The sequence below is a fragment of the Mycolicibacterium wolinskyi genome (genome assembly GCF_002101965.1).
GTDB classification, from domain to species: domain Bacteria; phylum Actinomycetota; class Actinomycetes; order Mycobacteriales; family Mycobacteriaceae; genus Mycobacterium; species Mycobacterium wolinskyi.
This window is the reverse complement of the sequence record NZ_LQQA01000009.1, coordinates 205,562-228,524: the sequence shown is the minus strand read 5'-3', so window position 1 is coordinate 228,524 and position 22,963 is coordinate 205,562. Positions and strand designations below refer to the sequence as shown.

23 protein-coding genes and 1 pseudogene are annotated in these 22,963 nt (G+C 67.3%); 15 read left to right on the top strand and 9 right to left on the bottom strand.

Annotated elements, in window-relative coordinates; all coding sequences use genetic code 11:
- The first annotated feature begins 19 nt into the window (after positions 1–19).
- The 4 genes from AWC31_RS08490 (at position 20) to AWC31_RS08475 (ending at position 4,006) form a co-directional block, all read left to right on the top strand.
- Positions 20–1,345 (top strand): MFS transporter, encoded by a 1,326-nt coding sequence (locus AWC31_RS08490; protein WP_085143816.1) that lies wholly within the window; start codon positions 20–22, stop codon positions 1,343–1,345.
- A 5-nt stretch (positions 1,346–1,350) separates the two neighbouring features.
- The gene (locus AWC31_RS08485; RefSeq protein WP_085143871.1) at positions 1,351–2,211 is read left to right on the top strand and encodes a transketolase; all 861 of its coding nucleotides are present in this window, start codon (positions 1,351–1,353) and stop codon (positions 2,209–2,211) included.
- Positions 2,208–3,197 (top strand): transketolase family protein, encoded by a 990-nt coding sequence (locus AWC31_RS08480; RefSeq protein WP_085143815.1) that lies wholly within the window; start codon positions 2,208–2,210, stop codon positions 3,195–3,197. Before AWC31_RS08485 ends, AWC31_RS08480 begins: the two co-directional genes overlap by 4 nt.
- A gap of 71 nt (positions 3,198–3,268) precedes the next feature.
- Entirely contained in the window at positions 3,269–4,006 is a 738-nt protein-coding gene (locus AWC31_RS08475; RefSeq protein WP_067858095.1) for an SDR family NAD(P)-dependent oxidoreductase, read from the top strand.
- A 2-nt stretch (positions 4,007–4,008) separates the two neighbouring features.
- Here the strand turns inward: AWC31_RS08475 and AWC31_RS08470 are convergent, their stop codons facing one another.
- Entirely contained in the window at positions 4,009–5,283 is a 1,275-nt protein-coding gene (locus AWC31_RS08470) for an MFS transporter (RefSeq protein ID WP_085143814.1), read from the bottom strand.
- A gap of 53 nt (positions 5,284–5,336) precedes the next feature.
- Between AWC31_RS08470 and AWC31_RS08465 the strand changes: the two genes are divergently transcribed.
- Positions 5,337–5,936 carry a helix-turn-helix domain-containing protein gene (locus AWC31_RS08465; RefSeq protein ID WP_085143813.1) on the top strand — a complete coding sequence of 200 codons (600 nt, stop codon included), beginning with the start codon at positions 5,337–5,339 and terminating at the stop codon, positions 5,934–5,936.
- Here AWC31_RS08465 and AWC31_RS08460 read toward each other — a convergent pair.
- From AWC31_RS08460 to AWC31_RS08445, 4 genes are read right to left on the bottom strand one after another with little or no spacing between them, the layout of a single operon-like run.
- On the bottom strand, positions 5,914–7,206 hold the full coding sequence (locus AWC31_RS08460) for an MFS transporter (RefSeq protein WP_085143812.1): 1,293 nt from the start codon (positions 7,204–7,206) through the stop codon (positions 5,914–5,916). The two genes, AWC31_RS08465 and AWC31_RS08460, sit on opposite strands and share 23 nt — an antisense overlap.
- A gap of 9 nt (positions 7,207–7,215) precedes the next feature.
- Positions 7,216–7,518, bottom strand: coding sequence for a hypothetical protein (locus tag AWC31_RS08455; RefSeq protein ID WP_067858082.1), 303 nt, complete (start codon positions 7,516–7,518; stop codon positions 7,216–7,218).
- Complete coding sequence (locus AWC31_RS08450; protein ID WP_085143811.1) at positions 7,515–9,020, bottom strand: class I adenylate-forming enzyme family protein; 1,506 nt, start codon at positions 9,018–9,020, stop codon at positions 7,515–7,517. The genes AWC31_RS08455 and AWC31_RS08450 overlap by 4 nt, the downstream gene beginning before the upstream one ends.
- The gene (locus tag AWC31_RS08445; protein ID WP_085143810.1) at positions 9,017–9,859 is read right to left on the bottom strand and encodes an SDR family oxidoreductase; all 843 of its coding nucleotides are present in this window, start codon (positions 9,857–9,859) and stop codon (positions 9,017–9,019) included. The genes AWC31_RS08450 and AWC31_RS08445 overlap by 4 nt, the downstream gene beginning before the upstream one ends.
- A 226-nt stretch (positions 9,860–10,085) precedes the next feature.
- On the opposite strand from AWC31_RS08445, the gene AWC31_RS08440 reads away from it, so the two are divergent.
- Genes AWC31_RS08440 through AWC31_RS08425 form a run of 4 tightly spaced genes read left to right on the top strand, consistent with a single transcriptional unit; the run spans position 10,086 to position 14,118 of the window.
- The gene (locus AWC31_RS08440) at positions 10,086–11,675 is read left to right on the top strand and encodes a methylmalonyl-CoA mutase family protein (protein ID WP_085143809.1); all 1,590 of its coding nucleotides are present in this window, start codon (positions 10,086–10,088) and stop codon (positions 11,673–11,675) included.
- Between the two features lie 2 nt (positions 11,676–11,677).
- Positions 11,678–12,073, top strand: a complete 396-nt coding sequence (locus tag AWC31_RS08435) for a cobalamin B12-binding domain-containing protein (protein WP_067858070.1) — start codon at positions 11,678–11,680, stop codon at positions 12,071–12,073.
- A 1-nt stretch (position 12,074) separates the two neighbouring features.
- Positions 12,075–13,031, top strand: a complete 957-nt coding sequence (locus AWC31_RS08430) for an LLM class F420-dependent oxidoreductase (protein ID WP_085143808.1) — start codon at positions 12,075–12,077, stop codon at positions 13,029–13,031.
- Between the two features lie 28 nt (positions 13,032–13,059).
- The gene (locus AWC31_RS08425; RefSeq protein ID WP_085143807.1) at positions 13,060–14,118 is read left to right on the top strand and encodes a CaiB/BaiF CoA transferase family protein; all 1,059 of its coding nucleotides are present in this window, start codon (positions 13,060–13,062) and stop codon (positions 14,116–14,118) included.
- On the opposite strand, the gene AWC31_RS08420 is transcribed toward AWC31_RS08425, so the two are convergent.
- Complete coding sequence (locus AWC31_RS08420) at positions 14,103–14,414, bottom strand: 2Fe-2S iron-sulfur cluster-binding protein (protein WP_067858061.1); 312 nt, start codon at positions 14,412–14,414, stop codon at positions 14,103–14,105. The two genes, AWC31_RS08425 and AWC31_RS08420, sit on opposite strands and share 16 nt — an antisense overlap.
- Positions 14,415–14,542: 128 nt before the next feature.
- On the opposite strand from AWC31_RS08420, the gene AWC31_RS08415 reads away from it, so the two are divergent.
- From AWC31_RS08415 to AWC31_RS08400, 4 genes are read left to right on the top strand one after another with little or no spacing between them, the layout of a single operon-like run.
- Complete coding sequence (locus tag AWC31_RS08415; protein ID WP_234816768.1) at positions 14,543–15,940, top strand: class I adenylate-forming enzyme family protein; 1,398 nt, start codon at positions 14,543–14,545, stop codon at positions 15,938–15,940.
- The gene (locus AWC31_RS08410; protein ID WP_085143806.1) at positions 15,918–16,739 is read left to right on the top strand and encodes an acyl-CoA dehydrogenase family protein; all 822 of its coding nucleotides are present in this window, start codon (positions 15,918–15,920) and stop codon (positions 16,737–16,739) included. Before AWC31_RS08415 ends, AWC31_RS08410 begins: the two co-directional genes overlap by 23 nt.
- Entirely contained in the window at positions 16,726–17,814 is a 1,089-nt protein-coding gene (locus AWC31_RS08405; RefSeq protein ID WP_085143805.1) for an acyl-CoA dehydrogenase family protein, read from the top strand. Before AWC31_RS08410 ends, AWC31_RS08405 begins: the two co-directional genes overlap by 14 nt.
- Position 17,815: 1 nt before the next feature.
- Complete coding sequence (locus AWC31_RS08400) at positions 17,816–18,583, top strand: enoyl-CoA hydratase/isomerase family protein (protein WP_085143804.1); 768 nt, start codon at positions 17,816–17,818, stop codon at positions 18,581–18,583.
- 177 nt (positions 18,584–18,760) lie between these two features.
- On the opposite strand, the pseudogene AWC31_RS08395 reads toward AWC31_RS08400, so the two are convergent.
- Both AWC31_RS08395 and AWC31_RS08390 read right to left on the bottom strand, forming a co-directional pair.
- Positions 18,761–19,503 (bottom strand): annotated as a pseudogene (locus AWC31_RS08395) (SDR family NAD(P)-dependent oxidoreductase).
- A gap of 7 nt (positions 19,504–19,510) precedes the next feature.
- Positions 19,511–20,275 carry an SDR family NAD(P)-dependent oxidoreductase gene (locus AWC31_RS08390; protein ID WP_085143803.1) on the bottom strand — a complete coding sequence of 255 codons (765 nt, stop codon included), beginning with the start codon at positions 20,273–20,275 and terminating at the stop codon, positions 19,511–19,513.
- A gap of 78 nt (positions 20,276–20,353) precedes the next feature.
- Between AWC31_RS08390 and AWC31_RS08385 the strand changes: the two genes are divergently transcribed.
- Together AWC31_RS08385 and meaB are read left to right on the top strand one after the other, a co-directional pair.
- Positions 20,354–21,526 (top strand): thiolase family protein, encoded by a 1,173-nt coding sequence (locus AWC31_RS08385; RefSeq protein ID WP_085143802.1) that lies wholly within the window; start codon positions 20,354–20,356, stop codon positions 21,524–21,526.
- A gap of 11 nt (positions 21,527–21,537) precedes the next feature.
- Positions 21,538–22,407: a methylmalonyl Co-A mutase-associated GTPase MeaB gene (gene meaB, locus AWC31_RS08380; RefSeq protein WP_085143801.1), complete on the top strand. Its 870-nt coding sequence runs from the start codon at positions 21,538–21,540 to the stop codon at positions 22,405–22,407.
- On the opposite strand, the gene AWC31_RS08375 is transcribed toward meaB, so the two are convergent.
- On the bottom strand, positions 22,396–22,962 hold the full coding sequence (locus AWC31_RS08375; RefSeq protein ID WP_085143800.1) for a TetR/AcrR family transcriptional regulator: 567 nt from the start codon (positions 22,960–22,962) through the stop codon (positions 22,396–22,398). The two genes, meaB and AWC31_RS08375, sit on opposite strands and share 12 nt — an antisense overlap.
- Position 22,963: the final 1 nt, after the last annotated feature.

Below are 22,963 nucleotides of genomic sequence, written 5' to 3'. Positions count from 1 at the left end.
CCTTCGACCCAGGAATACGATGACCGCACCACCGAACGACGCCGCCGAATCCCCTGCGCCGGTGAACAATCCACGCCGTGTGTCGATCGCCTCGATGATCGGCTCCGCGGTGGAGAGCTACGACTTCTTCATCTACGGCACTGCCGCGGCCGCCTACTTCGGCAGTGTGTTCTTCCACGCCGACGAGCCGATCGTCGGCGTGCTGGCATCCTTCGCCACCCTGGCCGTCGGGTTCGTCATGCGGCCGGTCGGCGGCTACCTGGCCGGCCACTTCGGTGACCGGTTCGGCCGCAAGGCCGTGCTGTTCTGGTCGCTGGTGGTCATGGGCATCGGCACCGTGCTCATCGGTGTGCTGCCCACCTATGACCAGATCGGCGTTCTGGCACCGATTCTCCTGATCGTGCTGCGCATGGTCCAGGGCGTGGGATTCGGTGCCGAGTGGGGCGGCGCGGTGCTGATGGCGGTCGAACATGCCCCGGCACATCGCCGCGGGTTCTTCGGCGCCATCCCACAGATCGGCATCCCGCTCGGGCTCGTGCTGGCGAACGGTGCATTCCTGTTGTCGAGCGCGTTGTTCGACGGCGACTGGGTCTGGCGGGCGCCCTTTCTGGCCTCGGCCGTGATGGTGGCCGTCGGCATCTACGTCCGGCTCGGCGTCAGCGAGTCACCGGCGTTTGAAGAGATCAAGGACGCCAACGAGATTCACCGCCAGCCCGCTCTCGAAGTCATCCGGTCGGACTGGCGGATGATCCTGCGGATCATCGGCCTGCGGCTCGCCGAGACCGGCGGCTACTACGTCGCCACCAGCTTCGTGTTGTCCTACGTGGGCCTCGCCTCGATCTCGTCGAAGACCGACGTTCTCACCGGCACGCTGGTCGGCTCCGCACTCGGTGTCGCGAGCCTGCCGCTGTTCGGTGCTCTGAGCGACCGCATCGGCCGCAAGCCGGTCTTCCTCATCGGCTCGGTCTTCACCATCGCCTTCGGCATCCCGATGTTCCTGCTGATCAACACCGGCGCCTTCATCATGATCGTCGTCGCGGTGGCGCTCGCACTGCTGCTCAGCCACGATCCGATCTTCGCGGTCGAATCGAGCTGGTTCTCCGAGCAGTTCCCGGCCAACGTCCGGTCCTCGGGAATCTCATTGGGCTACAACGGCGCATCGGTGATCGTCGGCTTCGTGCCCTTCGTCGCCACGCTCGTCTACGGCGCGATGGGCTGGCTCGGCCCGGCACTGCTGTTCGTCGCGATGGGCATCATCTCCACCGCGCTGGCCGTGCGTACCCGCGAGACCGCACCGGCAAAGGCAACGTCCGAAACCCCCACCCCTCAAGAACAGGTTGCGTGACCGACATGACCACACTCACTGATCACCCCACCGTGGCGCCCGAGCGGGTGCACCGCATCCGCGAAGCCGCTCTGCGCATCCGCCATTACGCATTGACCCAGGCCGAGGTCCAGGGCCAGGGCTACATCGGCCAGGCTCTCGACATCGCCGACGTGTTGGCGGTGCTCTACACCGACCAGCTGAATCTGCGTCCGGCGGAACCGGATTGGGAGGGGCGCGACCGGTGCCTGCTCTCGATCGGCCACTACGCGATCGCGCTGTACGCGGCGCTGGCCGAGGCGAAGTTCATCCCCGTGGAGGAACTCGACACCTACGCCACCGACGACTCCCGGCTGCCGATGTCCGGCATGGCCGGATACACGCCCGGTATGGAGATCTCCGGCGGCTCGCTCGGCCACGGGCTCGGCATCGCGGTAGGAAAGGCATTGGGATTGCGCCGCAAGGACAATCCCGCGTTCGTCTACAACATCCTGTCGGACGGTGAACTCGACGAGGGCTCCACCTGGGAGGCCGTCCAGACCGCGGCGCATTTCCAGCTCGACAACCTCATTGCCGTGGTCGACATGAACAACCAGCAAGCCGACGGTCCGGCCCAGTCGATGCTGGGCACCGAACCAGTGCACGACAAGTTCACGATCAACGGGTGGGACGTGCGCCGCGTCGACGGCCACGACATCCCGGCGATCGTCGAGGCTATCGAGGATCTGCGCGCACGCCGCGGCAAGCCCAAGGCGCTGATCTGCGACACGATCCTCGGCAAGGGCGTCGCGATGTTGCAGAGCCGCGACAAATTGCACTTCATGCAGGTCGCCCCGCAGGAATGGGCGCTTGCTCACCAACAGCTCGATGAGGGGTTCCGATCATGACCACCGCCACACCGAAGAAGCGGCTCACCTCCGACGCGATGATCGCCTCGATTGCCGAGGGCGACAAGGTCGTTCGCGCGCCGTTCGGGCATGCGCTGCTCGCCGCCGCGAAGGACAACCCGCTCATCGTCGGGTTGAGCGCCGATCTCGCGAAATACACCGACATGCACATCTTCCGCGATGCGATGCCGGACCGGTTCTATCAGGTCGGCATGGCCGAGCAGGTGCTGATGGGCGCGGCCGCCGGGCTCGCCGAGGAAGGGTTCATCCCGTTCGCGTCGACGTACTCGGTGTTCGCGACCCGGCGGGCCTACGACTTCATCTGCCTCGACATCGCCGAACGCATGCTCAACGTCAACATCGTCGCCGCGCTGCCCGGTCTGACGACCGGTTACGGTCCCAGCCACCAGGCCACCGAGGACATCGCGATCCTGCGCGGCATGCCGAATCTGACGATCGTCGACCCGTGCGACTCCGTCGACATCGAACAGGCGGTGCCGCAGCTCGCGGCGAGCCCCGGACCCACCTACCTGCGGTTGCTGCGCGGCGCCGTGCCGACCGTGCTCGACGAGTACGACTACACGTTCGAGCTCGGTAAGGCCGCCAAACTCCGCGACGGCAACGAGGTGCTGTTCATCTCGTCGGGTCTGATGACCGAACGTGCGCTGCAGGCCGCGGCACAGTTGGAGGCCGACAACATCGGTGTCGCGGTCGTGCACGCACCGACGATCAAACCGCTCGACGAGGCCACGATTCTCGCCGAGATCGCCAAGGACCGCCTGGTGTTCACGCTCGAGAACCACTCGGTCGTCGGCGGATTGTTCGAATCGGTCGCGTCGGCCCTGGTACGCAACGGCGTATCGCGTCAGGTGTCGCCGATCGCGTTGCCCGACGAATTCCTCGTCGCCGGAGCGCTGCCCACGCTCTACGACCGCTACGGCGTCTCGACCTCCCGAATCGTGGAACGGGTGAAATCCGCCCTCTGAACCGCCCCCGTCCTCCGGGGCGGGTAGGCAAGATCGAGCCGTATCTACTCGATCGGTGAAGCGAGGTCTGCATGGCGGGTGTGGTGGTGACGGGTGCGGCGTCCGGGATAGGCCGGGCCAGCGCAGCGGCATTGATCGCCGATGGCCGTCGGGTTGCGTTGTGGGACATCGCACCCGACGTTCGTTCGGTGGCCGAGGAATTCGGGATGCCCTGGGCCGTGGTCGACGTCTGTGATACCGAAGCGCTGTCCGCCGCGGTCGACGAGGCCGCCGGTGCGCTCGACGGGATCGATGGTCTGGTGCATGCCGCCGGGCGCGTGATCCCCGAACCGGTGGGCGCCTACACGCAGGAATCCTGGGACGCGGTGCTCGATGTGAACCTGCGTGCGCAGGCGTTGCTCATGCAATTGCTGCTGCCGCATCTGCAGAAGTCCGCGAGCGACGGTGCAGCGCCCGCGGTCGTCGGTATCTCCAGCATCGAGGGACTTTCGGCCAACCCGTTCATACCGGCCTACTGCGCGTCCAAGGCCGGGTTGCTCGGCATGACGCGGTCCATGGCTGCGCAGTTGGGGCCCTTGGGTATTCGCGTCAACGCGGTATGCCCGGGCTTCATCCAGACGCCGATGCTCCAGATCGCCCTTGACGTCGAGGAGGTCCGCGTCGGCTTCGAGCAGGCCGCACCGCTGGGCCGGCTCGGCCAGCCCGACGAGGTCGCCGCCGCGGTGGCCTTCTTGATGTCGCCGAAGGCGTCGTTCGTCACCGGAACGTATCTCGTGGTCGACGGGGGAGTGACCAGCCGTCACGCGTAGGTCTACGGCTCCGGTCGGCCGTCCGCCAGGGCGGTGACCTCCGCACGGCGTGCGCGCTGGGCGAGGACGAGCGTCCACGCGCTGAGGCAGCACAGCGCCGCGGCCGTCACGAAAACCGATTGGAAGCCACCGAATCCGGTGCCTGCGACACCGGCAAGCAGCGGGCCTGCCGCGCGTGCGGCGACGACGAATGCGCCGAGCACGCCATTGATACTCGGATAGTTCGCGGGGCCGTAGTATTCGGCCACCAGCGTGCCGCGCACCAGCGCTTCCAGTCCGAATCCGAGACCGAACAACACCACGAACACCACGACGGTGACGGTGGCCGTCGAGTCCGTACCCGTCACGAACAGCAGCAGGGCGATCGCCACGCCTTGGCCGAAGAACAGCAGTGCGGTGATCAGATGCTGTGACATCCGGCCACGTAAGGCGATGACGATCAGCCGGCCTGCCACCTGGAACAACCCGACACTGCCTGCGGCCAGCGCGGCGGTGGACAACGAGTAGCCACGGTCGGTCAGAAAGGCGACAAGCACCACACTGACCGCGAACTTCGCGGCGGTGCTCATTACCAGGCACAGTGTCATCCACCGGAATGACTTGCTGCGCAACGCCACCCGTGAGCTTCCGGCGACGTGGTGCGGTTGGGGTGGCCGTGGCACGCGGGCGCCGTCAGGGTGGAGGCCGAGATCGGCCGGTCTGCGGCGAAGCAGCATGCCGTGCACCGGAAATCCGATGAGTGCGGCGATGCCGGCCAACACCACAAGGGACTGTCGCCAACCGAACGTGTCGACCAGAACGGCGGTCAGCGGTACGAACATGACGCTGGCCAATCCGCCGAACACCGTGAGGATGAGGACGGCGCGCGGGCGCAGTCGGTCGAACCAGGCCGCGGTCACCGCGAATGCCGGTTCGTACAACGTCGTGGCCATCGCGAAACCGCCGATGAGGAAGACGGCGTAGAACACCGGCACCGAATCGACCGCGGACCACAACAGCAACATGACCACGGTGGCGACGGTGCCCGCCGTCATCACGCCGCGCGCTCCGTGTACCTGCAGAACGCGCCCTACGGGGATTGCGAGCAGTCCGGAGATGAACACGCCCGTTGCGTACGCGGCGTTGAGTTCGGCCAGCGACCACCCGAGTTCGGCGCGCATCGGCACGATCAGAACCGAGAACGCATAGATCAGCACACCCCACGACACGAGTTCGGTGGCGCTGAGCCCGCCGAGCATCAACCAGCCGTAGAAGGGACGAAAGGGCCGCTGTCTCATCGTGTTCAGGTCTTCTGTTCGCTATAGCGAATTAATTGCGTACTATAGTATACGTGAATCTTGCGGTGCTGGGTGAGCGGATTCAGTCATTGCGTGCCGACCGCGGGCTGACGTTGCGCGAACTCGCCGATCGCTGCGACGTCAGTGTCAGCATGTTGTCGTCGGTGGAGCGCGGCGACAAGGCTCCGACCGTCGTGGTGCTGGACCGAATCGCCGGCGGTCTCGGTATCCCGCTCGCGGATCTGGTCGCCGAGCCCGACGCCACGCGAATCGTGGTGCGCCGCGCCGCCGATCAGGATCGCATCGACGAGCCGGGCGGGTGGCAACGCACCATCCTCAGCCCGGTCGTGCCGGGCGTGAACTTCGAGTGGATTCGCAGCACGCTGCCGCCCGGCTGCGATGCCGGCACATTCCCCGCGTACGCGTCAGGTTCGCACGAGTTCGTCGCGGTGCAGAGCGGAACGCTGACCATGACGGTGGGACCCCACGAGGTCACCCTGTCGGCGGGTGATTCGATCTACTTCGCCGCGGATTGCCCGCACGGTTACGCCAATCACGGCCAAACGCGGTGCGTCTATCACGTCGCCGCGCTCATCATGCGGCCACGTGGGCCGGGTACCGGCCGGGCGGTCACCCGACCTTCTGCGCAGTAGCCTCGGCGCGCACGCGGTCGGACGGTAGCAGGCTGACGCTGACGACCGAGATCACCGAGACCGCAACGAGATACCACGCGATCGCGTCGCTGGAACGGGTCGATGCGTACAGCGCCGCGGCGATCGTCGGTGCGAACGCCGAGCCGACCACCTGTGACAGGGTGTAGCCGATCGACACCCCGCTGTAGCGCACGTCGGTGTCGAACACGAGGCTGAACAACGCTCCGGTGACTCCGGCGGCCGGAGCCATCGCAAGGCCGAACACCAGCACCAGCGCGACGCCGAAGAGCACCGGACTGCCGGTGTCGATCATCGCGAACACCGGGAACACCGAGAGCGCCATGAGGACGACGCCGATCAGGAACAGCCGTTTTCGGCCGACGGAATCCGACCACGCGCCGAACACCGGATAGGTCACGACGGCAACCAACGCCGCGACGAACACGCCGAAAAGTGCTGCTGTCCGGTCGATTCCGGCCGCCACGGTCGCATACGACACCAGGTACGCGACACAGATGTAGGCGAACACGCCCTGCGACAGATAGGCGCCGGCGACCAGGACGATCTGGCGCCAGTGCCGGCGGAACGCCGCCACGATGGGCATCCGGGTGACCGCTGAATCCGCGACAACCGCGACGAATTCGGGGCTTTCGGTGAGTTTGAGCCGGATCACCAGGCCGATCACGATGAGTACCGCGCTGAACAGGAAGGGTACCCGCCAGCCCCAGGCCAGGAACTGGTCGTCGGGCAGCTGCGACACCAGGAAGAACGCGAGCGTGGCCGATGCGGTCCCGGCGGGCGCGCCCATCTGCGGGAACGCGCCGTAGAAGCCGCGCCGTCCGGCCGATGCGTGCTCGACGGCCATCAGTGTCGCACCGCCCCATTCACCGCCGACGGCAAACCCCTGGCACAGCCGCAGCAGCGTGAGTAGAAGCGGAGCGGCCAGCCCGATCTGGGCGTAGGTGGGCAGGATGCCGATCAGCACGGTCGAAACACCCATGCCGACAAGGGAGTACACCAGCATGCGTTTGCGGCCGATGCGGTCGCCGAAATGCCCGAACACGATGCCGCCCAGTGGCCGGGCGATGAACCCGACGCCGAACGTGGCGAACGACAGCAGAACTCCGGCGGCAGGCGAGGCCTGCGGGAAGAACAGCTTGGGAAAGACGAGCGCCGCCGCCGTGCCGTAGATCAGGAAGTCGTAGAACTCGACGGTGGTGCCGATGAAGCTGGCCACCGCGACCCGCAGCGGCGACACCCGCGAGGCCATGTCGCCGTGTTAGTCGCTGGCCGGCAGTGGCTTGGCCTCTTTGAGGCTCAGTGCGGTGGTCCCGATCGACAGTGTGCCTGCGCCGGCCTTGGTGACGAGCACCTCGGCGCCGTTGTCGTCGACATAGCGCTTGCCCATCAGATTGCCGTCGGAGAACGCGGGGTCGAGTGTTGCGCCAGAATCTTTTTCGGCGTCCAGCGGGACCATCGCGACGCCACCGGCGCGCAGGTCGTCGAGACTGTCGGCGCTGCGCACGACGATCACCTGGGTATCGCACACCTGGCTCTGCAGGCGGGTGCCGTTCTTGATCACGATGCTGACTCCTTTGCGATGGGCTGAAGTTCGTCGACGAGTTGACGGCGCAACACTTTGCCGGTGGCGTTGGTGGGCAGTTCGTCGCGGAACACCACCCGGTCGGGTGTCCGCGATCCGCGGAGCTGCTTGCGCACGTGCTCCCGCAGCTCATCCGTATCTGGCGCGGCTCCCTCGGCCGGCACCACGACGGCCACGATGATCTGACCCCACTGCGGGTCCTCCGGCCCGACGACGGCCACGTCGCGCACGTCGGGGTGTTCGACCAGGACGTCTTCGATCTCGGCGGGCGCGATGTTCTCGCCGCCGCGGATGATCGTGTCGTCGGAGCGGCCGCCGATGAACAGGTAGCCGTCTTCGTCGAGCATCGCAACGTCTTTGGTGGGGAACCAGCCGTCGGCGTCGAGCACCGAACCGATCTCGGTGTACCGGCCCGACACCTGCTCGCCACGCACGAACAGCTCTCCGGTCTCGCCGGGACCCAGCACGGTGCCGTCGTCGGCGCGGATCTGCACCTCGATACCGGGCACGATCTGACCGACCGATCCGAGTCGGCGCGCGACGGCGGCGTCGTCCGCCGCCAGCGCGGCCCGGTGATCGTCGGGGCCGAGAACCGCGATGGTGGAACTGGTTTCGGTCAACCCGTAGGCGTTGACGAAGCCGACCCCCGGCAGCAGCTGCAGAGCCTTGCGGACCAAAGGCAGCGCCACCTTCGAGCCGCCGTATGCCAAGCTGCGCAGCGAGGGTAGCTCGGTCCCCGCCGTTGCGAGCGCGGTCACGATGCGGTCCAGCATGGTCGGCACGACGGTCGCCGACGTGACGCCTTCGGCCCGAACCAGTTCGACCCACCGGCCTGCGTCGAAGTTGCGGAGGTACACCATCTTGCGCCCGGCGTAGAGATTCGACATGGCCGCGCTCACGCCCGCGATGTGATACGGCGGAACGCAGATCAGGGCGGCGTCTTCGGGTGCGGCGGAATCGAATTCGACGGTCCCGGTGATGTAGCTGGTGAGGTTGTTGTGGGTGAGCTCGACGGCCTTGGGTCGCGATGTCGTGCCCGACGTGAAAAGCACGACTGCGACGGCGTCGGGGTCGGCGAACTCCGCTGCCGGCTCGGACGAACGCGCGGCGGCCAGGAACTCCTCGGAGGTGATCACCTGCTTACCCGCCCCGGCGACCACGTCGGCGTATTCGGCGTCGGCCACCACCAAGGGTTCGGGCAGGCGGTCGATCAGCTCGCGCAGGCCCTCGGCGCTGAGGCGGTAGTTGAGTGGCGTGAACGGCACACCGGCACGGGCCGAGGCGAACAGCAGCAGCGGCAGCATCACGCCGCCGGTGCCCACATAGGCGACGTGTGCGGCGCCCGATGCGGCGATCGTGCCTGCGCCGCCGTCGGCCAGTTCGCTCAAATCGCCGACGGACACGCGGATGTCGTCGGACACCACCGCGGTGCGGTCCGGGTTGCCCGACGACGCCATCTCGAGCAGCAGCGAGATACTCATAGGCCTTGTCCAGGTGCGTCGATGAAGATGTCGATGATCGGGTCGTCCCCGCCACCGTAGCGAGAGAGGTCGGTCGCGCCTGCCGCGGTCAGCACCTCGGAGTCGATGAAGGTCTGGCCGGTGACCTCGGCGGCCGGCCGCGACAGGATCTCGACGGCCGCGTCGGCCATGATCTCGGGGTCACGGGAACGTGACGCCATCTTGTCGCCCTCGGCCAGATTGGTGACGGCCGCGGTGGCGATGTAGGTCTCGGGCCACAGGCAACTGAATCCGATGCCCGGGTATTCGGCCGCCCAGCCCAGCGACAGCAGCGTCATCCCGTACTTCGACAGCGTGTACGACGGGTGGGCGCCCAGCCAGTAGGGGTTCATGTTCAGCGGCGGGGCGAGCGTCAGCACGTGCGCGTTCGTGGACTTCTTGAGATGGGGCAATGCCGCTTTGGTCAACAGGAACGTGCCGCGCACGTTGATGTCCATCATCAGGTCGAACTTCTTGACCGACAACGTCTCGGTCGGTTCGGTGGCGATCGCGCTCGCGTTGTTGACGACGATGTCGACCCCGCCGAAGTGGTCGACCGCGGTGTCGACCGCGCGCGCGACGTCCTCTTCCTTGCGCACATCGCCGACCACGGCGACGGCCTTGCCGCCCGCGGCCTCGACGTCGGCCACCGCGGTATGGACGGTGCCGGGCAGCTTGGGATGAGGCTCGGCGGTCTTGGCCAGCAGTACGACGTTCGCGCCGCGGCGGGCCGCGCCGAGCGCGATGGCCTTCCCGATGCCGCGGCTGCCGCCCGATACGACCAGCGTGCGGTCGGTGAATGACTCCTGCTGGCTGGACATTGGCCTCCTTGTTGCCACGCTACCCAAAGGGTATTGCCATTCTCATTCTTGGCAAGTGTCGTAATCATAAGCTGCGTGGTTCCGGGAATCGGTGCCGACCTGATCTTTCGGGCGACGGTCCGCGCCTCGTCGGTCCGGCGGGTCAAAGCCTTCCGGCCTGTATACGGCGCACATTTCCACCGCGCGGTATTGGCATTCTCATTTTTGGCAAGTACGTTATCGAGTGATGAGCGAGCAAGACGACCCTCGGGTAGAGACCCCATCGGGCATCCCGCTGGAGCCTGTCTACGGACCGGATGACCGGGCCGGCGATCCGCCGGCGCCCGGCACCTATCCCTTCACGCGTGGCAACTTCGCGTCCGGCTACCGCGGTAAGACGTGGACGTTCCGGCAGTACTCGGGCTTCGGCACCGCAGAGGAATCCAACCGCCGCTATCGCTACCTGCTCGACCAGGGCGGCACCGGATTGTCGGTCGCGCTGGACCTGCCCACGCAATGCGGGTACGACTCCGACGACGAGGAGTACGGGGAAGAGGTCGGCCGGGTCGGCGTCGCTGTGGACACGCTGGCCGACGCCGAGATCCTGTTCGACGGCATCCCGCTCGACAAGATCAGCACGAGCTTCACGATCAACGGCACCGCGGCGATCTTGCTGGCGTTCTATGTCGCTGCCGCGGAGAAGAAGGGCGTGCCGCGCGAGAAGCTCACCGGCACGATCCAGAACGACATCCTCAAGGAATACGCGTCGCGCGGAACCTGGATCTGGCCGCCGGAACCGTCGCTGCGGCTGATCGCCGACACCATCGAGTTCTGTGCCGCGGAAGTACCGCGGTTCAACGCGATCTCGGTGGCGGGCGCGCATTTCCGCGATGCCGGGGCCAACGCCGTGCAGGAGATGGCGTTCACGTTGGCCGACGGGGTCACCTACTGCGACACCGTGGTCGAGCGCGGGCGGATGAGCATCGACAAGTTCGCGCCTCAGATCTCGTTCTTCTTCTACACCCATGGCGACTTCTTCGAGGAGATCGCGAAATACCGTGCCGGCCGGCGGCGCTGGGCCACGATCGTGCGCGAACGCTACGGCGCGACGACCGACAAGGCGTCGATGTTCCGGTTCGGCTGCGTGTCCGGCGGCGCGTCGCTCTACGCCCCGCAGGCGCAGAACAATCTCGTGCGGGTGGCCTACGAGGCGATGGCCTCGGTGCTCGGCGGCGTGCAGTCGATGTTCACCGCCGCCTGGGACGAGCCGTTCGCGTTGCCGAGCGAGGAGTCCGCGACGCTCGCGCTGCGCACACAGCAGATCCTGGCCTACGAGACCGGCGTGACGAAGGTGGCCGACCCGCTGGGCGGGTCGTACTTCGTCGAGGCACTCACCGATGCCACCGAGGCCAAGATCATCGAGATCATGGACGATCTCGACAAGCACGGCGGCATGGTGCGCTGCATCGAGGACGGTTATCTGCAGGGTCTGATCGCCGACGAGGCGTTCAAGATCCACCAGGAGATCGAATCGGGGGAGCGGGCCGTTATCGGCGTCAACCGATTCGTCGCCGATGAACCACCGCCCGAGATCGCGACCTACGAACTCGACGCCGAAGGCCGCGACCTGCAACTCAAGCGGCTGACCAAGGTGAAGGCCGAGCGTGATTCGGCGCTCGTGAAACAGACGCTGGCAAGTCTTTCCGCAGCGGCCGAGGGAGACGACAATCTGATGCACAAGCTGATCGACTGCGCCAACGCCTACTGCACGGTGGGGGAGATGGTGTCGGCGCTCAAGGCAGTTTGGGGCGAGTTCCAGCAACCGGTGGTGTTCTAGCGATGCCGACACGAGTATTGGTCGCGAAGCCCGGTCTCGACGGGCACGACCGGGGTGCCAAGATCGTCGCCCGCACCTTGCGCGACGCCGGATTCGAGGTCATCTACACCGGCATCCGCCAGCGCATCGAGGACATCGTTTCGATCGCGCTGCAGGAAGACGTTGCCCTGGTAGGCCTTTCGATCCTGTCGGGCGCGCACGTGGCGCTGACGACCCGCACGGTCGAGGCGTTGCGCGCCGCCGATGCCGGTGACATCGCCGTCGTGGTGGGCGGCACGATCCCGCAGGGCGATGTGCAGAAGCTGCTCGACGCCGGAGCCGCCGCGGTGTTTCCGACCGGTACCGGCCTGGACACGTTGGTGACCGAGGTCCGTGCCCTGACCGAGAAGGTGAGCTGACATGCGATTGGGCGTGATGATCGGGGCCGAGCGCGGCGACATGGCCCGCAAGGTCAACAAGCTCGCGGCCGACATTCAGTGGGCCGAGGCCGCGGGCCTGGACAGCGCATGGATGCCGCAGGTGCCCGACGACTTCGACGCGCTCACGATGGTGACGCTCATGGCCGCGCACACGTCGACGATCGAACTGGGCACCGCGGTGGTACCGCTGCAGGCCCAGCATCCGATTGCCCTGGCGCGCCAGGCATTGTCCGTCCACGCTGTGACGGAGGGACGGCTGGCGCTCGGCGTCGGGCCGTCACACCACTGGATCATCCGCGACATGCTGGGCCTGCCGTATGAGAAGCCGGCCGCCTACACGCGTGACTATCTCGAAGTGCTCAACGCCGCGCTGGCCGGGCCCGGACCCGTCGACGTCGAGAACGGCACGTTCACCGTCCACAATCCGACCGCGCTCGCGGCGCAGCCGCCCATGCCGGTGCTCGTCGCGGCACTCGGTCCGGTGATGCTGCAGATCGCCGGCGAACTCGCCGACGGCACCGTGCTGTGGATGGCCGACGAAAAGGCCATCGGCGAGCACATCGCACCCAAGATCACCAAGGCCGCCGCCGACGCGGGTCGGCGGGCACCGCGGATCGTGGCGGGAATCCCGGTGTGCCTGTGTGCCACTTCGGAGATCGACGCCGCGAAGGAGCGCGCCAACCGGATCCTTGCCGAGGCCGAGACCTCGCCCAACTACCAGCGCCTGCTGGATCGCGGCGACGCCCGCAATGTCGGCGACCTGTGTGCGGCCGGTGACGCTGAAACGATCCTGCGGCAATTCCGCCGCTTTGCCGACGCCGGTGTGACGGACCTTTCGGTTCGGCTGCTGCCGATCGGGGACAACCGCGACGAGCTGATCGCGTCGAAGTACCGGACGCGTGAGGTGATCGCCGAGCTCGCCAAGCAGGTGCGATGAGCGCTTGCGCGAAGAGCCGAGGGCACAGATGACCGCGCCGCTTGCCGGCATTCGCGTGATCGAGGTCGGCGTCATGCTGGCCGGACCCTACGCCACGATGATGCTGGCCGATCTCGGCGCCGAGGTCATCAAGATCGAGCCGCCAGGCGGTGAGATCTCCCGCCAGGTCAGTGACAGTTACTTCGGGAGCCTCAACCGGGGCAAGCGCAGTCTGTGCCTCGACTTGGCTTCGGACGCCGGGCAGGCCAAACTCGCTGAGCTCGTGAGAGATTCGCACGCGCTGCTGGTGAACATGAAGCCATCGGTGATCCGCCGGCTCGGGCTCACCTATGACGCGCTGCGTCGCCACAACGAGAAGATCGTGTGTGTGGCCATGACGGGTTTCGGCCTGGACGGCGGCGACGACCCGGCGTTCGACTACGTGATCCAGGCTGCGACCGGGGTGGCGGCCATGACGGGTGATCCCGACGGCCCGCCGACGCTGCCCGGATATTCTTCGGCCGACAACTCGACGGGCCTGACGGCCGCGCTGGGCCTGTTGGCGATGATCGTGTCCGGGCAGGGCGGCCAGGTCGACGTCTCACTGCGTGACGTCATGCTGTCGCAACTGAACTACCGGGCGTCGGCCTATCTCAACGACGGGGCGGAGCCGCGTCGGTACCCGTACGGCGCGCATTCCTATTACGTTCCGGCGCAGCTCTTTCCGACGGCCGGCGGCTACCTGGCATTGTTCATCACTCACGACGGCTTCTGGAGGTCGTTCGCGGCCGAGGCCGGCGTGGCGGGCTTCGCGACGATGGCCGAGCGGGCTGCCCGGCGCGACGAGGTGCTCGACGTCGTGACCGCGGCACTGGCGGCCGACACCGCAGCGGGCTGGGAGGCGCGGCTCAAGCCGCTCAGAATTCCGGCCGCGGCGGTGCGCAGCCTGCCCGAGGCGCTGACGGCCACACCGGAGGTGCTCGTCACCGCTGGCGATTTCCGGTTGGTGGGCAACCCCATTCACGTCACCGGATACACGCCGGATTACCGGCCGGCGCCGGTGTTCGACGAGTACGCCGAACAGGCTGCGGTTCAATCCTCGTCGTAGGACACCGTGATGCTGTCGCAATCCGGCACGGCCTGGCAGGTCAGCACGTATCCGTCGGCGACTTCGTCGTCGTCAAGTGCATCGTTGACCCGCATCGTCGCGGTGCCCTCGAGAAGCTTGGCCATGCACGTGCCGCAGTTACCGGCCTCGCACGAGAACGGCGGGGTCATGCCGGCTCGGCGGGCGCTCTCCAGGAGCGTTTCCCCCTGCCGCCGCGGCACCGATGCCTGCTCGCGGTCGAACACGATCGTGACCTTCCCGCCGGTTTCGCCGGCGGGCGTCGCTTCTGCGGTCATCTGACTCCCCTGCGCACTATCATTCTGACCCAGCGAGAATATCATTCTCCATAAATGATAGTATCTTCTCGGTCGGGTTTCCAGGTCGCTGCCGTCGTGGTGCGCAGTTCGGAGAGGGGTTGCGGCTCTTGACTGAAGACGCAATTGCTCCTGGCGTCAGCACCGATGTCGCGCTCGCCTTCGAGGACCGTGAGTTCACCCTCGCCGAACTGGACGCCCTCACCAGTGGCATGGCCACCACGCTGGAGCACCGCGGTGTGAAGCCCGGCGACCGGGTCGCGATCATGTCGTCGAACCGGCCGGAGTTCGTGGTGGCGTTACGCGCGATCTGGCAACTCGGCGCCGCTGCGGTTCTCGTCAGCCCGGCCTGGAAGGCCACCGAGGTGGGCCACGCCCTGACGCTCACCGGCGCCACACACGCCGTCGGTGACAACGCGGTGCTCGCCGAGCAGATGCCGATGTTGCATCTGGACGAGCCGATCACACCGGGCCTGCGGCAATTCGAGCCACCCGACCCCGCTGCCGACGCACTGTTCGTGTTCAGTTCTGGAACCACCGGGATGCCGAAAGCGGTGCGGCACACGCACGCCGGGTTCTCGGCCGCGATCCGGCATTGGCGGGACGCGCTCGGCCTCACCGCCGCCGATCGCATGCAGATCATGACGCCGCCGTCGCACATCCTGGGCCTGCTCAACATCGCCATGGTGCTCGACACCGGTGCCTGGATGCGGCTGCACCGCCGCTTCGACGTCGAACAGATGCTGCGCCACATCGAATCCGACCGCATCACCATCGAGATGGCCGTCGCACCAATCGCTTTGGCGCTCGCTGCGCATCCGGAGCTGGAGCGCTTCGACCTGTCCTCGCTGCGGTACGTCATGTGGTGCGCGACGCCGGTGACCCGAAGTGTCGCCGAGGCCGTCACCGAGCGGGCCGGCGTGCGGTGGCTCACGGCGTACGGCACCACCGAACTTCCCGTCATCGCGTGCAACCCGCTCACCGGAACCCGTATCGAAACGGTCGGCATCCCGGTGCGGGGAGTCGAGGTCCGGATCGCCGACGACGGCGAGATCCAGGTGCGTTCGGATTCGGTGATGGCGGGCTACCTGCCCGAGTCCGCGACCGCAGATGCGTTCGCCGACAACTGGTATCGCACCGGCGACATCGGCCATCTCGACGACGACGGCTATCTGCACATCACCGACCGCTCGAAGGAGATGGTCAAGGTGCGCGGTTTTCAGGTGGCCCCGGCCGAGGTCGAAGCCGTCTTGCACGGCCATCCCACGGTCGCCGACTGTGCGGTGTTCGGCGAGCCGCACCCGGTCGACGGGGAGGCCATCGTCGCGGCTGTCGCGACGAGTGCGCCGGTGTCAGCCGACGAATTGATCGGTCTGGTCGGTGCCCGCTTGGCGTCATACAAGCGGCCCAGCCGCGTTGAGTTCGTAACCGAAATACCGCGGTTACCTTCGGGAAAGGTATTGCGACGAGTGCTGAAGGAGCGGCATGGACGTCCGTCTGACGGCTGAACAGCAGCAGCTGCGAGAGGCCGCAGCGAAACTGGCCGACGATCTGGGACCGGGTTCGGTCCAGGAACTGTCGGATGAAAGCCGGATCGCCCGGTTGGAGAGCACCGTCGCCGCCACCGAGTGGCGCACGCTGCGGGCCGACGGAGCCTCCGGGGTTGAGGTGGCGATCGTCGCCGAGGAATTTGCGCGCGGTCTCGTCGACGTGCCGTTCCTCGGTCCGGTGCTCGCCGACGATCTGGGCCGCCGGCTGGGCCGGGAGATCGAGGTCGGGACGGCTGAAGCCGCTGCCCCTGGCGTCGACCTGACGCGCAGCACCGTCGGCGTCGACGAGTCGCCCGCCGCGTTGACCGAGCTGTCGGCCGACGACGCGCTGCGCTGGCACGCGCTGGCCCTGGCGACCACGAGTGCCGACCTCGTCGGCGCGGCTCGCGGCGCGCACGCACTGGCGGTCGATTACGCGAAGGTGCGCGAACAATACGGCTCGACCATCGGCTCGTATCAGGCGATCGCGCATCTGCTGGCCGAGTCGCTCGCGTTGATCGAAGGTTCGGTGAGCGTGCTGCGCCACGCCGCCTGGGCCGTCGACGAACTGCCCGCCGCGGAGACTGTGCGGGCCGGGCGGATCGCCAAGATCTACTGCGCGCGGGCGGCTCGGACGGTGTGCGAGACCGCGATCCAGGTGCACGGCGGCATCGGGAACACCTGGGAATGCCTGGCGCACGTCTATCTGCGGCGCGTGCTGACTTCGACCGAGCTGTGGCCTGTCGTACTGGAGGAGATCGATCTTGGATTTTCGTGATTCACCCGAGGAAGCGGCATTCCGGGACCGGTTGCGGGCCTGGCTCGCCGACAACGCGGCGTCGTTCAAGGCGTCGGGTGACGACTACTGGTCCCGTCAGGGGGAGTGGCATCAAGCCCTTTATGCCGCAGGGTTTTTCGGTACGTCATGGCCGAAGGAGTTCGGCGGTCAGGAATTACCGCCCGTCTACGACGTGATCGTCGACGAGGAACTCGCGCGTGCCGGTGCGCCGCCGCGGCCCAGCCTCGGCTACCTCGTCGTCGGTTTGGGACATCACGGCAGCAAGGAACTGCAGCAGCGGTTCCTGCCCGGCATGATCAACGGGACCGAGCGCTGGTGCCAAGGCTTCTCGGAGCCCGGGGCCGGCTCGGATCTGGCGTCACTGACCACCACGGCCACGCGTGACGGCGACAACTACATCATCAACGGTCACAAGATCTGGACGAGTTACTCCGATGTCGCCGACTGGTGTCTGGTGCTCGCCCGCACCGACAGGGGTGTGCCGCGGCACAAGGGCATCTCGGCGTTCATCGTCTCGATGCATCAGGACAGCATCGAGCAGCGGCCACTGCAGATGATCAACGGCGTCACCACCGAGTTCGGCCAGGTGGCCTTCGACGGCGCGGTCGTGCCTGCGTCGCAGATGGTCGGTGAGCCCGGTGACGGCTGGCGGCTGGCCATGACCGTCGTCAGCCATGAGCGCGAACCGTCAACCCTCGGCTACTCGGCACGCTACGGAAAACTGGTGCGCGAGATGGCCTCTCGGGTTGACGGCAGGGCGCCGGAAGAGTTGGCCTGGGCCGCCGTTCAGGCCGAGATGCTCCGACTGCACGTGCGCCGTCGGCTGTCCGAACAGCTCGACGGCATCAGGCACGGCCCGCAGGGCTCGCTCGACAAGCTGCTGATGACCTGGGTCGAGCAGTCGGTCGGGCACGCCGCGCTCGCGGTGACCGGAACGAAGGACCCCGAGCTGCTCAGCGCCTACCTCTACAGCCGCGCGCAGAGCGTCATGGGCGGCACGTCGCAGATCCAGAAGAACATCATCGCTTCGCGAATCCTGGGATTGGGGGTCTGAAATGTACGGAATGCCAGACGAGATCGACGTCCGGGCCGATGGCGGCCTGCGCATCATCACGCTGAACCGGCCCGATGCGCTCAACGCCGTCAACGACAACTTGCACGTCGGCCTCGCGCATCTGTGGGAGGCGCTCAACGAGGATGCCGACGCGCATGCGGCCGTGATCACCGGTGCGGGCCGCGCGTTCTCGGCCGGCGGCGATTTCAACTACCTCGACGAGTTGCGGCGCGACGAGGCCCTGCGCCAGAAGACGATCAAGCACGGGCGCGATCTCGTGATCGGCATGCTGCGGTGCCGCATCCCGGTTATCGCCGCGGTCAACGGTCCGGCGGTCGGGCTCGGCTGCAGCCTCGCCGCGCTCTCCGACATCGTCTACATGGCCGAGACGGCGCACTTCGCCGATCCGCATGTGCAGATCGGGTTGGTGGCCGCCGACGGTGGCCCGCTCGTGTGGGGTTCGCAGATCAGCCTGTTGCAGGCCAAGGAGTTCGCGCTCACCGGGGTGCGGATCAAGGCCGAGCGCGCGGTCGAGCTCGGGCTGGCCAACCACGTCGTCGCCGACCCGCTGGCCGAGGCGATCGCATGCGCCAGGAAGCTCATGGACCTGCCGAAGCAGGCGGTCGAGGCGACCAAGCGGTTGATGAACATCCAGCTCGAGCAGCGGGTGATGGCCTCGCTCGATTACGCCAACCTCGCGGAGTACGTGTCCTTCGGCACAGCCGACTTCAACAAGATCGTCGACGGCCTCATCGCCCCCAAGTCCTGACTGTTTTTTGGGTGGTCTTTTTGCACCGCGAGCGACCGTGTTTGTACGCCGACACACCGAGGCGGCGTGGCATTTGGCGGTCGCTCGTGGCGGGTGAGCGACCGCGTGTCGGTGCATCTGGCGGCGTGTCGGTGTACAAACACGGTCGCTCGCGGTGCAAGGCAACCCGCAAAGAAATCAGAGGGTGAGGGACTCGGAACGCTGCACGGTTCCGGTCACGCCGGCGGCGTTCTGGCGGGCCAGCAGTACCGCGGCGTGCGCCATGGCTTCGGGCGGTTCGACCATCTCGGGTGGGATCTGAAGCCCGCCGCCACCGGCTTGCCAGCCTTCGGTGAGGACGACGCGGGACGGGCTGAGACAGTTGACGGCGATGTTGTCGGCGCGCAGGTCCGCCGCGAGCCCGAGGTAGAGCCGCTCGGCGGCGGCCTTCGACACCCAGTAGGCGTTGGCACCGTGTTCGATCATGTCGACGCCGGTGGTGGTGATCGCGATGAGCGACCCGCCACCGCGGGCCCGCACGTGCGGGATCACGGCCTTGGTCACCAGGAACACCCCGGTGAGGTTGACGTCGAGGCACAGCTGCCAGCGTTTGAGCGGCGTGGTCACGATCGGTCCGAGCCACAGCACCCCGGCGTTGGCCACCAGGATGTCATGCCGCCGAACGCCGAAACAGCGGCGGCGACAGCCTTGTTCACCGAATCCTCGTCGGTGACATCGCATGCCACCGGTAGCGCGCGCCCGCCGGCGTCGTTGATCGCCGACGCCACCGAGCCGATCGTGCCGGGCAGCTTGCCTCGCTCCTCGGAGCGTGCGGCCACCGCGACAGCGGCGCCCTCGGCCGCGAGCGCGGCCGCGACCGTCGCCCCGATGCCACGGCTGGCGCCCGCGACGAATGCGACCTTGCCGGCGAGCGACGTCACGCCCGGATCACTTCGGCGGGAACCGGAGCGCCCCGTCGAGGCGGATGACTTCGCCGTTGAGGTAGTCGTTTTCGACGATGCTCTGCGCCAGTTGTGCGTACTCGACCGAGCGGCCCATGCGCTTCGGGAAGGGCACCTGCGGACCCCAGTACTGCTCCAACTGGTCGGCCGCCTTGCCGTATGCGGGGGTGTTGATGGTGCCCGGCGCGATCGTCACGACCCGGATGCCCAGCGGTGAAAGATCGCGCGCGGCAACGAGAGTCATACCCAACACACCGCCCTTGGCCGCCGAATACGGCAGCTGGCCGACCTGCCCCTCGTACCCGGCGATCGACGCGGTGTTGATGATCACGCCGCGCCCGCCCTCGTCGAGCGGCTCGGTCTTGGCGATCGCGGCCGCCGACAACCGCATCACGTTGAACACCGCGGTGAGGTAGAACTCGATGGTCTTCTTGAAGCCCTCGAGGTCGAGTGGGGACCCGTCCTTGCCGACCAGCCGGCCGCCGCTGGCCGGGCCGCCGTGTGTGTCGACCGAAATGCGCAGTGGGCCGAGCGATTCGGCCTCGGCGATCGCGGCGAGCACCGACTCTTCCGAGGTGGCGTCGGTGCGGACATAACGGATGCCGAGCTCTTTTTCGAGTTCGGCGCCCTTCTCGTCGGCGACATCGGCGACGACCACCTTCGCGCCCGCACCGTGCAAACGGCGGACGGTCGCCTCGCCAAGGCCACCTGCACCACCGACGACGAGCGCGGAGCTACCGGTGATCTGCATATGGTTCCCCTTCTTGCAACGCGGACTCTCGGACTGAGAGAATAGCATTCTCATACCGGGTGAACCAGGGAGTGATCAATGCCTGAAGCCGTCATCGTGTCCGCGCTGCGCACGCCCATCGGCACCGCCAAGAAGGGCACGCTGCGCGATACGGACGCCTACGCCCTGGCCGATCACGTGGTGCGCGCCGCGGCTGCCGACATCACCGCGCCGATCGACGACGTGATCCTGGGCGAAGGTCTCTACGGCGGCGGGGTGATCGCCCGGCACGCCGCGATCACCGCGGGCTTGACGTCGGTGCCGGGCCTGTCGAACAACCGGCACTGCGCGGCCGGCCAAGCTGCCGTGCAGAGCGCGGCCGCGAGCATCCGGGCCGGGATGGACCAGTTGATCCTGGCCGGCGGCGTGAATTCGGCGTCGACCTCGCCGCGGTTCATACGGGCGACGAGCAGCGCCAAAGACGCCGAATGGGCGGGGTGGTTCCCGCCGACCCATCCCGACCGGCCGGACGCGCCGAACATGGACATGTCGATCACGGTCGGCTGGAACGCAGCGGTCAAGGCCGGTGTCAGCCGCGAGGATATGGACGAGTGGGCGCTGGGCTCTCACCAGAAGGCCATCGCGGCGATCGACGAGGGCCGGTTCAAGGAGGAGATCGTCGCGATCGAAACCCCGCACGGGCTCTTCGACACCGACGAACATCCGCGCCGCGACACCACGCTGGAGAAGCTTGCCGCCCTCAAACCCCTGCATCCCGAGATCGAGGGCTTCTCCATCACCGCGGGCAACGCGTGCGGCGCCAACGACGGGGCAGCGCTGTTGACCGTCGCGAGCGACAAGCTCGGCCTGCCGGCACTGGCCACGATCAAGGCGTGGGCGTCCGTGGGCGTCGACCCGGCTTCGACCGGCCTCGCCCCGGTCGAGGCCATCACCAAAGCGCTTGGCCGAGCGCGGCTTTCACTGTCGGACGTGACCCTGTTCGAGATCAACGAGGCGTTCGCGTCGATGTGTGTGGCCACCATCAAGCTGCTCGACATCGATCCCGCGATCGTCAATGTCAGCGGCAGCGGTTGCTCGCTCGGCCATCCGGTCGCCGCGACCGGGGCGCGCATGCTGGTGACCCTCGTGCACGAGTTGCGTCGCCGCGGCGGTGGCATCGGCGTTGCCGCGATGTGTGCGGGCGGGGGGATGGGATCGGCGACGGTCATCGAGGTGGACGGAGCGGCGGCGACATGGGGCACTGCTCCGTAGAGTCGGGCCGCATGACCATCGAAGAGCTCATCAGCGCGGCACGGGACGGATCGATGCGCGCCGTCGGTCGATTGCTCAGCCTGGTCGAAAGTGACCGTCGCGCTGAGGTTCTCGCCCACCTCGAGCCGGCGGCGCCACGTGTCATCGGCGTGACCGGCCCGCCCGGTGCCGGAAAGTCGACCACGGTCGGGGCGATGGTCGGGGCGTATCGCGCGCGCGGGCTGCGGGTGGCGGTGCTGGCGGTCGACCCGTCATCGCCGTACAGCGGTGGCGCGCTGCTCGGTGATCGCATTCGGATGGCCGCGCACATCAACGATCCCGACGTCCTGATCCGCTCGGTGGCCACGCGCGGGCACCTCGGCGGGCTGGCCGCCGCGGTGCCTGCCGCGATCCGGCTGTTGGCCGCGTTGTCCTACGACGTCATCGTGTTGGAGACGGTGGGTGTGGGGCAGTCGGAAATCGAGATCGCCGCGATCGCCGACCCGACCGTCGTGATCCTCAACCCCGGCGCCGGTGACGCGGTGCAGGCCGCCAAGGCCGGTCTGCTCGAGGTCGCCGATCTGGTGGTGGTCAACAAAGCCGATCGGGACGGTGCCGACCAGACTGTTCGCGATCTGCGCGCCGAGACCAGTGCCCCGGTCCTCAAACTCGTTGCGGCACAGGGGGAGGGGCTCACCGAGCTGGTCGAGGCGATCGATGCCCACCACCGAGCCGACACCGCGCAGCGGCGTCAGGCCCGGGCCCGCAGCCAGATCCTGTCACTCGCACAGACATTGCTGAGCAACCACACCGAACTGGACCGGCTTGCGGCGGCCGTCGCCGATGGTTCCAGCGACGCCTATACCGCCGCAGAGCAGTTGTTTGCCGGCTCAGTCGGATGATTCCGGAAGCGCGAGGATGCGCCGCATCGTCTGCACCAGTTCGGTGCGCAGGGTGTCGTCGTCGATATCGGCCACCAACGGGTGCATGACGGCGACGCTGATGACACCCGACAACATCGCGGCGTGGACGCGCGCTGTGCTGCCCGCCTGATCGCCGAGCATCGCTGCGTACAGCCGGTCGATGAACTGCTGGAACGGTTCGTGTTCGGCCAGCAGGCGCACCACGACGGGGTCGAACTGCAGCGTGCTCGCCGCGCGGCGCCGCTGCACGGCCATGTCGATCACGCGGGTCAGCAACACCTCACGGGCGCGGGTCGGCGAACCTTCGGCCTCGGCGGCTTCGAGTGCTTCCTCCAGCTGCCCGAGTTCGCGCTCGGTCAGCGCGATGACGATCGCTTCCTTGGTTTTGAACTGGTGGTAGACAGCGGCTTTCGTGACCCCGATCGCATCGGCGATCATCTGCAGCGAAGTACCGCCCACCCCGTGCTCGGCGATGAGCTCGAGCGCCGCATCGAGAATGCGGGTCTGCGCGGGGCTGCGCGGCGTCCAGATCACG